Annotated in this window: 14 protein-coding genes; 11 read left to right on the top strand and 3 right to left on the bottom strand. The window is 57.6% G+C overall.

Annotation, left to right across the window (positions count from 1 at the left end):
• Positions 1–5: 5 nt before the first annotated feature.
• The gene (gene fliS, locus EDB94_RS03715; protein ID WP_108017473.1) at positions 6–407 is read left to right on the top strand and encodes a flagellar export chaperone FliS; all 402 of its coding nucleotides are present in this window, start codon (positions 6–8) and stop codon (positions 405–407) included.
• A gap of 138 nt (positions 408–545) precedes the next feature.
• Positions 546–1,757, top strand: a complete 1,212-nt coding sequence (locus EDB94_RS03710; RefSeq protein ID WP_041645340.1) for an argininosuccinate synthase — start codon at positions 546–548, stop codon at positions 1,755–1,757.
• Here the strand turns inward: EDB94_RS03710 and EDB94_RS03705 are convergent.
• Both EDB94_RS03705 and EDB94_RS03700 read right to left on the bottom strand, forming a co-directional pair.
• Positions 1,754–2,779, bottom strand: coding sequence for an AraC family transcriptional regulator (locus tag EDB94_RS03705; RefSeq protein WP_108017927.1), 1,026 nt, complete (start codon positions 2,777–2,779; stop codon positions 1,754–1,756). The two genes, EDB94_RS03710 and EDB94_RS03705, sit on opposite strands and share 4 nt — an antisense overlap.
• Before the next feature lie 299 nt (positions 2,780–3,078).
• Entirely contained in the window at positions 3,079–4,050 is a 972-nt protein-coding gene (locus tag EDB94_RS03700; RefSeq protein WP_108017472.1) for a response regulator, read from the bottom strand.
• Between the two features lie 111 nt (positions 4,051–4,161).
• Here EDB94_RS03700 and EDB94_RS03695 point away from each other — a divergent pair, with 111 nt between their 5' ends.
• From EDB94_RS03695 to EDB94_RS03685, 3 genes are all read left to right on the top strand, one after another.
• Complete coding sequence (locus EDB94_RS03695) at positions 4,162–4,644, top strand: YajQ family cyclic di-GMP-binding protein (RefSeq protein ID WP_008171349.1); 483 nt, start codon at positions 4,162–4,164, stop codon at positions 4,642–4,644.
• A gap of 78 nt (positions 4,645–4,722) precedes the next feature.
• On the top strand, positions 4,723–6,060 hold the full coding sequence (locus EDB94_RS03690; RefSeq protein ID WP_181259001.1) for an AmpG family muropeptide MFS transporter: 1,338 nt from the start codon (positions 4,723–4,725) through the stop codon (positions 6,058–6,060).
• Positions 6,060–6,365, top strand: a complete 306-nt coding sequence (locus EDB94_RS03685) for an MGMT family protein (RefSeq protein ID WP_062782100.1) — start codon at positions 6,060–6,062, stop codon at positions 6,363–6,365. The genes EDB94_RS03690 and EDB94_RS03685 overlap by 1 nt, the downstream gene beginning before the upstream one ends.
• 41 nt (positions 6,366–6,406) lie before the next feature.
• On the opposite strand, the gene EDB94_RS03680 is transcribed toward EDB94_RS03685, so the two are convergent.
• On the bottom strand, positions 6,407–7,168 hold the full coding sequence (locus tag EDB94_RS03680; protein ID WP_108017471.1) for an SDR family oxidoreductase: 762 nt from the start codon (positions 7,166–7,168) through the stop codon (positions 6,407–6,409).
• Between the two features lie 162 nt (positions 7,169–7,330).
• On the opposite strand from EDB94_RS03680, the gene EDB94_RS03675 reads away from it, so the two are divergent.
• The 6 genes from EDB94_RS03675 to gspD all read left to right on the top strand — a co-directional run bounded on the left by EDB94_RS03675 (position 7,331) and on the right by gspD (position 13,852).
• Complete coding sequence (locus EDB94_RS03675; protein WP_108017470.1) at positions 7,331–7,879, top strand: FxsA family protein; 549 nt, start codon at positions 7,331–7,333, stop codon at positions 7,877–7,879.
• 194 nt (positions 7,880–8,073) lie between these two features.
• Positions 8,074–8,361 (top strand): co-chaperone GroES, encoded by a 288-nt coding sequence (groES, locus tag EDB94_RS03670; protein WP_008171363.1) that lies wholly within the window; start codon positions 8,074–8,076, stop codon positions 8,359–8,361.
• 78 nt (positions 8,362–8,439) lie between these two features.
• Positions 8,440–10,092, top strand: a complete 1,653-nt coding sequence (gene groL / locus EDB94_RS03665; RefSeq protein ID WP_008171364.1) for a chaperonin GroEL — start codon at positions 8,440–8,442, stop codon at positions 10,090–10,092.
• Between the two features lie 133 nt (positions 10,093–10,225).
• On the top strand, positions 10,226–11,017 hold the full coding sequence (gene gspN / locus EDB94_RS03660) for a type II secretion system protein N (protein ID WP_108017469.1): 792 nt from the start codon (positions 10,226–10,228) through the stop codon (positions 11,015–11,017).
• A gap of 1 nt (position 11,018) precedes the next feature.
• Complete coding sequence (locus tag EDB94_RS03655) at positions 11,019–11,870, top strand: type II secretion system protein N (RefSeq protein WP_008171367.1); 852 nt, start codon at positions 11,019–11,021, stop codon at positions 11,868–11,870.
• Positions 11,871–11,902: 32 nt separating this feature from the next.
• A complete protein-coding gene (gspD, locus tag EDB94_RS03650) occupies positions 11,903–13,852 on the top strand; it encodes a type II secretion system secretin GspD (protein ID WP_108017925.1) in 1,950 nt (649 codons plus the stop codon).
• Positions 13,853–13,855: the final 3 nt, after the last annotated feature.

Below are 13,855 nucleotides of genomic sequence, written 5' to 3'. Positions count from 1 at the left end.
CTGATATGAACGGTTTACAGGCATACCAGCGCGTAAACACCCAAACCAGCATCACCGATGCCGACCCTCACAAGCTGATTCAGCTTTTGTACAACGGTGCCCTTGAGCGCATCAACATGGCAAAGGCGCGGATGCAGGCGAAGGATTACGAAGGCAAGGGCAAGTTGATCTCCAAGGCAATTGAGATCATCGGCGGCCTGCGCAGCTTCCTGGACTTTGAGAAGGGTGGCGATCTGGCTGTTCGTCTGGAAGGTCTCTATGACTACATGGAGCGGACCCTGTTCGAGGCGAATTCAAAGAATGACGTTGCCAAGCTTGATGAGGTTGCCGATCTGCTCCGGGCCATCAAAGAAGGCTGGGACGGCATTCGCGAGGAAGCCGTAGGCGGCCAACAGCAGGCTGTCTGAAGCGAATACCTGATTGCCATGCTATCCCCGGTTATTGGGCTGGGTAATACCCCGGCCCAATAGCCATTCCCCCCGCTCTCCCGTACAATACTGCCCTTATTTTCAACACATCCATTCTGTTCAGTCTGGAGCAAGGGCATGTCTGATATCAAAAAGGTGGTGCTGGCCTATTCCGGTGGCCTGGATACTTCCGTAATCGTTCGGTGGTTGCAGGATACCTACAACTGTGAGGTGGTAACGTTTACCGCCGACATCGGCCAGGGCGAGGAAGTTGAGCCGGCGCGAGCGAAAGCCGAGGCGTTGGGCGTTAAGGAAATCTACATCGAGGACCTGCGCGAGGAGTTTGTGCGCGATTACGTGTTCCCGATGTTCCGCGCGAACACCATCTACGAGGGTGAGTACCTTCTGGGTACGTCCATTGCCCGTCCTCTGATTGCCAAGCGTTTGATCGATATCGCCAATGAAACCGGCGCCGACGCCATTTCCCACGGCGCAACCGGTAAGGGCAATGACCAGGTGCGTTTCGAGCTTGGTGCTTATGCGTTGAAGCCGGGAGTAAAGGTGATTGCACCCTGGCGTGAGTGGGACCTGAATTCCCGCGAGAAGCTGCTGAAGTACTGCGAAGAGCGCAACATCCCGGTGGAAATGAAGAAGGGCAAGAGCCCGTACTCCATGGATGCCAACCTGCTGCACATTTCCTACGAAGGCATCAATCTGGAAGATCCTTGGGCGGAAGCCGAGGAAGATATGTGGCGCTGGAGTGTGTCTCCGGAAGCCGCGCCGGATGAGCCGACCTACGTTGAGCTGACCTACAAGAAGGGCGATATTGTTGCCATCGATGGTCAGGACATGAAGCCCCACTTGGTTCTGGAAACCCTGAACAAGCTGGCGGGTGCCAACGGCATTGGCCGTCTGGATATCGTGGAGAACCGCTACGTGGGCATGAAGTCCCGCGGCTGTTACGAGACCCCGGGCGGCACCATCATGCTGCGTGCCCACCGTGCTATTGAGTCCATTACCCTGGATCGCGAAGTAGCGCACCTGAAAGACAGCATCATGCCGCGCTATGCCGAGGTGATCTATAACGGTTACTGGTGGTCGCCGGAGCGTGAGGCGCTGCAGGCGCTGATTGATCAGACCCAGAATTATGTGAACGGCACTGTTCGTCTGAAGCTCTACAAGGGCAATGTGGACGTGGTTGGCCGTAAATCTGAGGATTCGCTGTTCGACGAGAAGATCGCCACCTTTGAGGAAGATCAGGGTGCATACGATCAGAAGGATGCAGAAGGCTTCATCAAGCTGAATGCGCTGCGTCTGCGGATTGCCGCTGGCAAAGGCCGCAAGCTTTAAGTCTGCTCTACGGACGCCCGGAATTCTCCGGGCGTTTTCCCCGTTACCGCCTTGAACTTCCTGTGAAACGACGTGGTTTCACTGTATCCCAGCCTCAGTGCAATATCCGGAATGGCCAACTCGCTGTTGCGAAGATAGTCTTCGGCCATTTTTTGCCGCACTTCATCTAATAGTTTTTGGTACGACACGCCTTCCTGGCCGAGTTTTCTCTGCAGGGTTCGGCTCGTCATTCCCAGGTCTTCCGCCACCATGTCTTGCCGGGTAATGCCGTGCATCAGTTGTTGTTGAATGCTATGGCGGACCTTCGAAGTCAGGTCGCTGTCGGTATCCAGGGAGGCCAGTTGGCTCAGGGCATGGGCTTCCAGGGTTTTGCGCAGGAGAGGGTCCGGTTGCCGCAAGCGGGTTTCCAGCAGGCTTTTCTTGAGGGTGATGCTGTCTTCATCTGCTGAGAACGTGACCATGCAGTGCCAGCGTTCCTGATAGGCCTTTTCAAATTCTGAACCCGGAGAGGCCCGGCGGAGTTTTACCGAGCTGGGTGACGCCTCCTGATTGTCCGCAAGCCAGCGGGCGTAGTTCACCCAGGAGGCAAACACGTTATCCACCAGTTGCGGCCGAACGACAGGATCGGTGTAGTTGCAGTTCCAGGTCAGTTTGATGTCGTCGCCTTTCATGGCGAGGCTGGTGGTGCCCATGTCTCCAACGAGTTTTTCGAACGGCGCAATGCGTGCCACGGCTTCGCCGAGGGTGGCGCAGCTCATGGTGATGTAGCCAAGCACACTGTAGGAGCCGGGTTGAACGAAGTCGCCAGTTTCCAGGCCCAGGATCGGGTTGCCGGTTTGTTCGCACAATAAACGGATAAAGTGCTGGAACTGCTCGCCGTTAATGCGGCCGTCGTCGGTGTCCAGGATGTTCTGGTCCAGTTCGGCCTGGTCGAAAAGGCGATTGATATCCACGCCGGCGGATTCGGCAGCACGAACGTATTGGCGCAGGGCGGCGACAGAGGCGGTTCCGAGGGTTTTCATGGTTACAGCACTGTTTTTGGAGTCGTTATAGCCGGAGTATAACGGAACTGGTGCGGAAACGTCTGGAGCAGAAAATAAAAAGGCCAGCTGAAAAGCTGGCCCAAAAAACAAGGAAAGAACGAAAGTGCCTGAAAAATTCGTTAATCCGGTGGATTCGATTCCCCATATGGCGGCGGAGGTACTACTCGGCTCCTCCACCATGGGGGATACTGCTTAAATCCACAATCGCAGAATAAGTCGTCCGGCCTTTCCTGTCTGTTTGTGAAGTGTGTATCAGTGTTACCGAGTGTGTCGCCACTTCAGGCGGTCGCTCCGATCTCCGGCGCAGTCTCGGTAAACCGACGCGTATCGTAGGCATCCACCAGCCCCTGCACCGCTGCCCGTTCCATATCCTGGATCGAGGGTGTGCCGTTCTGGGCGTCGGCTTTGCACAACACCATGCCGGCTTCCACGGAAATATAGCCGGCCGTGGTTTTCAGGGCCTTGTGGTTGATGCCGTCGAACACGCGCCGGAAGGCGGTGGTGGTGCAGTGATCGCTGTTCGGGAAGTAGGCAATGATGGCGAACTGGTTGTCGCCAACGCGGCACAGGGCATCAATGGGGCGAATCAGGGTGCTCAGTCGGCGGGCAATGCCGATGGCCAGTTCGCTCATCACCGTGGGCGGGTGTTTGCGCTTCAGTTCCTGCCAGTTGCGAATGCCGCACAGTACATAGGCAGAACTGCCGCCTCGGGATTCAGCGTGGCGCAGCATCTTGGTCAGCCGCTCGCGACCGTATTTGGTGTTGCAGAGACCGGTTTCCAGATCAATGATGTTGGTAGATTCCAGTTCCCGATTATTGTCGATGAGCAGGGAGTTGGCCCGCAGCAGAGTGTTCTGGCGGTCAGCCATTCGGTCTGCCGCGAAGATGCGGGGGATCAGCTGCTTGGTCATGTCGGACTTGTAGATGAAGTCGTCTACGCCCCGGTCGAAGGCTTCTGAAAGCGCCTCGACGCTTTCCCGTGCCGTGAGCAGGATCACGTAAGTGTAGTGATTGTTCTGTTCGTCCTGTTGTCGCACCTGGTCCGTCAGCTCAAGGCCATCCATCTCGGGCATCAGCCAGTCGGCAATCAGAACGCTTACCGGGCGCTGTTCGATTAACTGCAGGGCTTCCGGTGCGTTATTCACGATGCGTACGTCGCGATATCCGGCATTTCGCAGCGTGCGGCCAACCACCATACTGCTGAATTTCGCGTCGTCTACTACGAGGATGGGAAGGTCCAGATTTGGCATTGTTATCTACTTTTACCAGTCCGTTGTCAGGTGCGGGAGATGCTTGGGGTTGGTATCATCCCCAGCAAATTGAAGAAGTATACCTTCTTACCCTGTTGGAGAATAACGACCATGCCTTCTTTTGACATTGTTTCAGAAATCGATATGCACGAAGTCACCAATGCGGTCGACCAGGCCAAGCGGGAGCTGGGCAATCGCTGGGACTTCAAGAACGTTGAAGCCGACATTGAGCTGGACGACAAGGGCATTACCATCAGTGCCGAGCAGGAATTCCAGCTGGAACAGTTGCTGGATATGCTGCGTATGGCGTTTGCCAAGCGTAATATCGATGCGCGAGCGCTGGCTGAGGATGGCGACAGCAAGTCCGGCAAGCTGGTTAAACAGCACCTGCTGCTGAAGCAGGGCATTGAAACCGATATGGCCAAGAAGATCGTGAAGATGATCAAGGACCAGAAGATGAAGGTCCAGGCCAGTATCCAGGGCGACAAGGTGCGGGTGACCGGCAAGAAACGGGATGATCTTCAGGAAGCCATTGCCATGCTCAGGGAAGCTGAGCTGGATATCCCGCTGCAGTTCAATAATTTCCGCGACTGATCCGGAGGCTTCACCATCTTAACCGGCACCCGCCTGACCCTGATCCGGGACACGCTCCATACCTATACCCGTTGGCAGGTGATTGCCCTGCTATTCCTGGGCTTTTCGGCGGGGCTGCCGTTCCTGCTGGTGTTTTCCACGCTGAATGCCCGTCTCGCGGATGTCGGGGTGGAAACCGCCACCATCGGGTTCTTCAGCTGGCTTGGCATTACCTACTCCATCAAGGTGTTCTGGGCGCCGGTGGTGGACCGTCTGAAACTGCCTCTGCTCGACCGGCTGCTGGGTAAGCGGCGAAGCTGGATTATCTTTGCGCAGGCAGGTATCGCCACAGGGCTTTACTTGATGGCTCACGTGGATGCCACGGCAGCGCCGGAAATGATGGCCCTTTGTGGCCTGCTGGTGGCGTTCTCCTCTGCCACCCAGGACGTGGCCATTGATGCTTACCGCATCGAGATTGCCGAGGAACGGCTCCAGGCCGCCCTCGCCGCTACGTACATCTTTGGCTACCGTCTGGCGCTTCTGGTTGCCGGCGCCGGTGCTCTTTACCTGGCGGAATTCTGGTCCTGGCAGGTGTCCTATGAAGTCATGGCGGCCCTGGTGGGAGTTGGCGCGCTCACGGTGCTCATTGTTCGCGAGCCCAGCGTGAACCACTTTGCCGCCGCCCAGGACATTGCCCACAAGATCGAACAGGAGGCCGCCAAGCTAACGCATCTGAATCCCCGCCTGGCAAGACTGGTTGGTTGGTTCTACGCCGCCGTGGCCGGCCCGTTTCTCGATTTCTTTCGCCGTTACAAAGAGCTGGCTCTGGTTATCCTGCTCATGGTGGCCGTTTACCGGATCTCCGACATCGCCATGGGCGTTATGGCCAATCCCTTCTACCTGGACTTCATGGGTTTCAGCAAAACCCAGGTGGCGGATGTCACCAAGATCTTTGGCTTCTTCATGACCATTGCCGGCTCGCTGGTCGGCGGTGTAATGGTGGTTCGCTACGGGGTTCGCCGGATTCTCCTGCTTGGCGCAATCATGACCGCCGCCACCAATCTTCTGTTTGTCGTTCTGGCCCAGTACCCGCCCAACATCATTACCCTGGCCGCCGTGGTGAGCGCCGATAACCTCAGTGGCGGCATTGCCAATGTTGCCCTGATTGCCTGGCTCTCCAGCATGACCAGTGCCTCGTTCACGGCTACGCAGTACGCACTGTTCAGTTCTCTGATGACTCTGCCTGGCAAGTTTCTCGGTGGGTTCTCCGGCATTGTCGTGGCGGGCTTTGGTTACGCCGAATTCTTCCTGGTGGCCGGCATAATGGGCGTGCCTGCGATTCTGTTGGCCATTTTCATGATCCGAAATGGCCATCGACTGGATGCGTTGGCGCCGCGCAATGAATCGAAGTCTGATGCAGAAGCGGTGAGCCCTTGATGTCCGAGCCGACCAAAGACCAGAAAATCTGGCAAGTCGTACTGGCTGTCCCAGAGGGAAAGGTGGTCAGTTACGGCCAGGTTGCAGAGATGGCAGGGTTGGGCCGGCAGGCGAGGTACATCGGAAAAGCCTTGGGCAAGTTGCCGGAAGGACATGTCGTGCCCTGGTATCGGGTGATTCGCAGTAACGGCCAGATTGCCTTTCCCGTGGGGTCCGAGAAATTTGAGGAGCAGGTCAGTCGGCTTGAAGCTGAAGGTGTCGAAGTTACCGACGGGCGGGTTTCGATGTCTCGGTTTCGATGGTAGTGGGGCGCTCTGGGCGCCCCACTCAATGGTAGCTCGACCCGTTAGAGCCGCAGAGCCCCATCCACTTCAATCATCCGCCCTGATACATAGTCGTTCTCAAAAATGAACGCCGCAGCCGAAGCAATCTCTTCGGGCTTGCCCATGCGCTTGAGCGGAATGCCGGCCGTCATTTTTTCCAGGGCTTCCGGTTTCATGGAGGCGGTCATTTCGGTCTCGATAAAGCCCGGGGCGATACCTGCGCAGCGGATGCCGTAGCGGGCGAGTTCCTTAGCCCAGACCGGAACCAGGGCAGAGACACCGGCCTTGGCAGCGGAGTAGTTGCTCTGGCCCATGTTGCCGGCGCGAGAGATGGAGGCGATGTTGATGATCGCACCCTGGTCGCCGTTCTTGATCATGTGGGTCGCTGCTTCGCGGCCGCAGAGAAATACGCCGGTAAGGTTTACGTCGATAACCGCCTGCCACTGGGACAGCTCCATGCGGCGCTCAACTTCGCCATCCTTCACTTTGACCATAAGCCCGTCCCGGAGGATACCGGCATTGTTAACCAGGCCGTTGAGGTGGCCGAAGTCTTTTACGACGGCCTCGAAGGTTTTTTCTACCTCTTCCTCTTTCGCAACGTTGCAGACGTAGCTTCTGGCTTCGGCGCCCGCCGCCACGCAGGCGGTGACGGCTTCGTCCAGCTTCTCCGGCATCAGGTCGATCAGCGCAATTTTTGCTCCTTTGGCTGCAAGGTATTCGCCCATGGCGCGGCCAAGGCCCTGGCCGCCGCCAGTGATTGCAATCACGGAATCTTGAAGTTTCATGTTTTGCCCTAACTACTGTTATCAAGTGGTTTTACAGTTGCTGTGCGTCTTTTCACCGGTATGGCTGGTGCGTAGAGCCATGAATGTGGCTTCTTGTTAGATACGGAAGGACTGCGAGTATACCAGACCTTCTGAAATTCCTGCTCAGACCCTGAGGTCCCGATGTCCGTGTTTCTTTTTCTATTCATAATCATGCCGATTGCCGAGATGGCGGTGTTGATCCAGGTAGGTGGCATGATTGGTGTACTCAATACCGTCGGGTTGGTGTTGTTGACCGCCGTGATCGGCGCCTGGCTCCTTCGCCAGCAGGGGTTGGCAACGCTTTTGAAGGCCAATCAGCGACTGAACAGTGGCGAATTGCCGGCCAAGGAGGTGGCTGAGGGGCTGATCCTTGCGATTGGTGGTGCGCTATTGCTGACACCTGGCTTTATTACCGACACGGTCGGGTTTCTGTGCCTGATCCCCGGAACGCGCCACTGGCTTGCAGCACAGGCGCTCAAGCGCATGGTCGTTGCTGGGCAAAGCCGTGGCAGCAGCTTCTATTTTCGCGCCGGTGGTGGGTCCAATCCGTTCGGGCAGGATCCGTTTGGCGGCCAGGAGAACCCGTTCCGCCGGCAGCGGCCTTTTGATCGGGACAGCAATGGCGACATCATCGAAGGCGAGTACCAGGATGAGACGGAATCCGATCGGGACCGGATCGAAAAAAAGTGAAAAAATTTTCTCTCCGGGGTGTTGAAAACACCTGCCAGCTACCCCAAATAGAAACCACAAGTTCGCTGCGGGCTGATTTCCACTGAAAACAGTTGGTTATCCAGCCGGGCAATTTGTCGGACCAGGCGTTGCCTGTCCGACCTACATCAACAATGTCATTGCCACATTAATCTGACTATTGGAGAAACCGAGCAATGAAAATTCGTCCGCTACACGATCGTGTTGTCGTGCGCCGTAAGGAAGAAGAAGAGAAAACTGCGGGTGGCATCGTGCTGCCGGGTAACGCCAAAGAGAAGCCTTCCCAGGGCGAGGTAATTGCCGTTGGTAACGGTCGCATCCTGGAAAACGGCGAAACCCGCTCACTGGCGGTCAAGGTGGGTGACACCGTGGTCTTCGGCCAGTACGCCGGGAACACCGTCAAGATCGATGGCGAAGAGCTCCTCATCATGAGCGAGAGCGATATCTACGGTGTGCTTGAGTGATCGCTGAGGCGAATCGCACGAACTCTCATTAATCCGATTGATTCAACAACTTCGGTTTAACGAACAGGAATAGAAGACATGGCAGCAAAAGACGTTAGATTCGGTGATAGCGCACGTAAGCGCATGGTCGCGGGCGTCAATGTACTGGCAGACGCGGTTAAAGTGACCCTCGGCCCGAAAGGCCGTAACGTGGTTCTGGAAAAGTCCTTCGGCGCGCCGACCATCACTAAAGATGGTGTTTCCGTAGCCAAGGAAATCGAACTGTCTGACAAGTTCGAGAACATGGGCGCCCAGATGGTGAAAGAAGTGGCTTCCCAGGCCAACGACACCGCCGGTGATGGTACCACTACCGCAACCGTTCTGGCTCAGTCCATCGTTAACGAGGGCGTGAAGGCAGTTACTGCCGGCATGAATCCGATGGATCTGAAGCGCGGCATCGACAAGGCCACAACGGAAGCCGTGAAGGCAATCCGTGATATGGCCAAGCCCTGTGACGACAGCAAGATGATCGCTCAGGTAGGCACTATCTCTGCCAACGGTGACGATACCATCGGTAAGATCATCGCCGATGCAATGGAAAAAGTTGGCAAGGAAGGCGTTATTACCGTTGAGGAAGGCCGAGGCCTGGAAGACGAGTTGGACGTGGTTGAAGGTATGCAGTTCGACCGTGGCTTCCTGTCTCCGTACTTCATCAACAACCAGGACAACATGTCTGCCGAGCTGGAAGACCCGTACATCCTGCTGGTCGACAAGAAGATCTCCAATATCCGCGAGCTGCTGCCGGTGCTGGAAGCTGTAGCCAAGGCTGGTAAGCCGCTGCAGATCATTGCTGAAGACATCGAGGGTGAAGCGCTTGCCACTCTGGTAGTGAACAACATGCGTGGCATCGTCAAGGTAAACGCTGTCAAGGCGCCTGGCTTCGGTGACCGTCGCAAGGAAATGCTGCAGGACATCGCGATTCTTTCCGGTGGTACCGTAATCTCCGAAGAAGTCGGCCTGACTCTTGAGAACACCACCCTGGATGACCTTGGCACAGCCAAGCGTGTGAACGTCACCAAGGAAAACACCACCATCATTGGCGGTGCTGGTGCGCAGGCGGACATCGAAGCTCGCGTTGAGCAGATCCGCAAGCAGATCGAAGACAGCTCTTCCGACTACGACAAGGAAAAGCTGCAGGAGCGTGTTGCCAAGCTGGCTGGCGGTGTTGCCGTTATCAAGGTTGGTGCCGGTTCCGAAGTGGAAATGAAAGAGAAGAAGGCCCGCGTTGAAGACGCGCTGCACTCTACCCGCGCCGCGGTTGAAGAGGGCATCGTACCGGGCGGTGGTGTAACCCTGATCCGTGCCATTGCGGCCCTGGACAAGGTAGACGCCATCAACGAAGAGCAGAAAGCCGGTGTTAACATTCTGCGCCGTGCCATGGAAGCTCCTCTGCGCCAGATCGTTTACAACGCAGGCGGTGAGTCTTCTGTTGTGGTTGCCAAGGTTCGCGAAGGCGAAGGTTCCTTCGGCTACAACGCCGCGACCGAAGCCTACGGCGATATGCTGGAAATGGGTATCCTGGATCCTGCCAAGGTCACCCGTTCCGCTCTGCAGGCGGCCGCTTCTGTGGCTTCCCTGATCATCACCACCGAGGCGATGGTTGCGGATGAGCCACAGGACGAGTCTGCCGGCGGCGGTATGCCGGACATGGGTGGAATGGGCGGCATGGGAGGCATGGGCGGCATGATGTAATGCCGGCCTGATCTCGGCCCCTGAAAAACCCCGCGTTGGTTCACGCCAACGCGGGGTTTTTGTTTTTTTGTCATGAACTTGCCCCATGGCTTTGCTAGACTCGGCTTCCGGTCCATTATCTGTGCAACGCCGAATGAGTGACGCTGAACCCAAATCCTTTCTCCGCCCCGGCAAGGTATTTCTGCTCCTGCTGCTGGGCGCTCTGGTTTATCTGCTGTCACTGGTCTTTCTGGTTCCTGCGGGATGGGTCTGGCAGCAAGCCTCTGCCCATGTATCTCTGCCTCCCCAGGTAAAGGTTCAGCAGGTTGCCGGCAAACTCTGGGATGGCGAAGCCGGGGTTGTGGTGGCCGGTTTCCCGGTGCGTGTTGACTGGCGCCTTTATATGCCGTCGGTCACGAGTCTGGAATGGCCAGCCCGAATTTCACTGGAATCGTCGCAATCCTCGCTCAACGGCGATGTTACGGTGGGCTGGCCGGCCAGTGCCCAGCTTGATGCCAGCGGACGGATCACGGTGGCCGAGTTTGAGGAACTGATCCTCCAGAGCGGCGGCGCCATGATTGAAGGCGAAGTCATGATTGACCGTCTGAATATGGCTTGGGCCGATAACCGGATTACGCGGGCGGAAGGCCTGGGGCGCTGGGATGGCGGCCTGGTGACCTGGCCAATGGGTAGCCAGCGTGGGCAGGCCGAGTTTCCGCCCATGCAGGCGACGATGGATACCTCCCAGGGTGGTGTGGCGCTGACAGTCTCCGAGCAGGGCGGCCAGGGGCCAGCAGCAGATGCCACCGTGTTCTGGAACGGAATGATGGAACTGCGTGTCTACAAGCGTATGGTGGATCTCGCCGGCCAGCCCTGGCCGGATTCTGCCAGCCCGGGTGATGTCGTATTCCGGGTACGCCAGCCTCTCGTACCGGGGGCAAGATAATATGGCGCTGTTGAGTATTCCGGCCCAGAGCCGGATTTCCCGGATCCTCGCCAACCTGTTGCTGTTGGTGCTGGTGGTGTATTTGGCCAACACTCTCGCCCGGATGACCTGGTTATACGCCTGGGACGACCGGCCGGTGCCAGACGCGCCGGTCGCAGCCGGTGCAGGCAGTCTGTCAGGCGGTAGCCGTTTGACGACGTCCATAGCCGTTTACGATTTCTTCGGGCGGTCTGAGCGACCGGTCGAGGTGGCCGATGCGGTTCGCCGCTCGGCTCCGGAAACCCGGCTTCGGCTCCGGCTGGAAGGGGTACTTGTCGCACAGCGCCCGGAGGACTCCGGTGCTATAGTTGCTGGGAGCAATGGAGAAACCGCATATTACCGGGTAGGGGAGATGCTACCCGGCAATGCCGAGCTGGCCGAAGTGGAACCCGGGCGTGTTCTGATTCGTCGGGGTGGGCGATACGAATCCCTGACTTTCGAGGAACAGTCGTCTGAACTGGTTGCAGAAGTGACCGAGGAGCCTGCAGAATCATCACCGGATGAGTTCCTGGCCAGCGCCCGTGAACAGATTGACAGCCAGGGCATTGCCGCACTGGCGCCTTTCGGGTTGAGCCCGGTGGACAATAGCGGCATGTCCGGTTACGTGTATGACGGCTCTAACGCCATGCTTAACGCCGTCAACCTGCAGGCCGGGGACGTGATAACGGCTATCAACGGTCAGCGGCTGGGCGATATCAGCCAGGATAAGGCCCTGCTTGAGAACTGGCGCGGCCAGGCCCAGCTGGAGATAGAAATCGAGCGTGACGGATCCATCCTCACCATCAGTTATGCCATACCCGAGCAGTGGCGCTGACCGGGTTCATCGAAACAGGACGAAATCGCCAGATGTATAACCACAAGATCAATGTTTTGCGGGCCATTGTCCTGCTTTTTCTCCTTCCCTTTATGTCCATGGCGTATGGGCAGGAAGCCGAGACATGGCGGCTGAACCTGAAAGACGCCGATATCCGTGCGTTCGTGACCCAGGTCGCGGACATTACCGGGTACAGTTTTGTGGTGGATCCCAGGGTGAAGGGCAAGGTAACGGTGCTCTCCAGCGCGCCCATGAACAAGGACGAAATCTACGATCTGTTCCTGGCGGTCTTGAATGTTCACGGTTTTACCGCCATCCCGGGCGCAGAAGTGATCAAGGTGGTGCAACAGGTTGACGCCAAACAGTCGGCGGAGATTCTGGAGCGCTTTCCCGAAACCCCCTCCGAGCAGCTGATCACGCGGGTTATCCAGATTGACAACGCCAACGCCCTGGAGCTGGTGCCGATTCTGCGCCCCCTCGTGGCGAAATACGGCCATCTGGCCGGGGTGGCCGCCGCCAACGCGCTGATCATCAGCGATCACTCGTCCAATATCCAGCGCATCGAGCAGATTGTCCGGGAGCTGGATAGCCCGTCCAAATACGAAGTGGAAGTCATCCAGCTTCAGGAAGCCTGGGTGGGTGATATGGTGACCCTTCTGCAGGAACTGGCCCCGGATGAACTCGGCCGGGCCGGCGGCGACAATGCTGCCAGAAAATACAGCGTCACAGCAGATGAACGCAGCAACCGCCTTATCCTGCGGGGCGATGAGACCTTCCGCGAAAAGATGCGCGGCCTGATTCGACAGCTGGACCAGCCCTCTGCCACCGGCGGCACCACCAAGGTCCTGAGGCTGAAACACGCCGACGCCAAAAACCTGACTGAGATCCTTAAGGGTGTGATGGGCGAGCTGGTGAAAGAAGGTACCGGTTCGGGAGGCGGCGGTGCCGCCAAACCGCAAAGCAGCTTTGCCGTGTTTGCGGATGAGGGCCTGAACGCGCTGGTGGTAAGGGGTGAGCCATCCCTGATGCAGGAAGCCGAACAGATTGTTGCGGCGCTGGACGTGCGCCGTGCCCAGGTGATGATTGAGGCGGCAATTGTCGAGATCAGCGACGAACTGGGCCAGGATTTGGGTGTCCAGGTTGCGGTCGGTGACGAGTCCGGCGAATCCACGCCGGTTGCCGGCACCAATTTCGGTAACGTGGGTCGCAGCCTGGGTGAGGTGCTCAGCGCGATTCTGACCGGATCCGCCATCACGCCGGCTACCGGTGGTATCACCATCGGCGCCGGCCAACGGAACGAAAATGGAGTGAGCTGGGGGGTTCTCCTTCAGGCACTGTCCACGTCTGCCGCTGCAAACCTGTTGTCCACGCCAAGCATCATTACCCTGGATAACCAGGAGTCCGAGATCATCGTGGGCCAGAACGTGCCTTTCCGTACTGGCCAGTCCACCGTCACCGGCGATGGCACCACCAATCCATTCACCACCATCGAGCGTCGCGATATCGGTCTGACCCTCAAGGTTACCCCGACCATCAGTGCCGACGGCCTGGTGCGTCTGGTGGTGGAGCAGACCACAGAAAGCGTGGCAGACAGCATCGAGAACGCCTCGGATATCGTCACCAACAAGCGGGAAATCAAGACCACCGTACTGGCGGATGATGGTGAGACCATTGTGCTGGGCGGTTTGACCCGGGATGATTACCAGGTCAACAAGAGCAAGGTGCCCCTGCTGGGTGACATCCCGTTCGTTGGTCGCCTGTTCTCCTCCGAATCGGAGCGCCGGGTGAAGCGCAACCTGCTGGTGTTCCTGCGCCCCAAAATCATGCTGGGCAAGGAAGAGGCCGTTGCGGCTACTTCCGACAAGTTCAATCAGCTTTGGGACGTCAATCTGAACATCCGGGAGAAGCTGGGTATCCCCACCGAAGAGCAGCGTCCGACAGTGGACGCGCTGTTTGAAGACGGCAGCACCCGGGTACAGTAAGCG

It is taken from the genome of Marinobacter sp. 3-2 (assembly GCF_003751355.1).
In the GTDB taxonomy this organism is placed as follows: domain Bacteria; phylum Pseudomonadota; class Gammaproteobacteria; order Pseudomonadales; family Oleiphilaceae; genus Marinobacter; species Marinobacter adhaerens.
The sequence above is the reverse complement of the archived record's forward strand: the minus strand, read 5'-3'. Positions and strand labels throughout refer to the sequence as shown.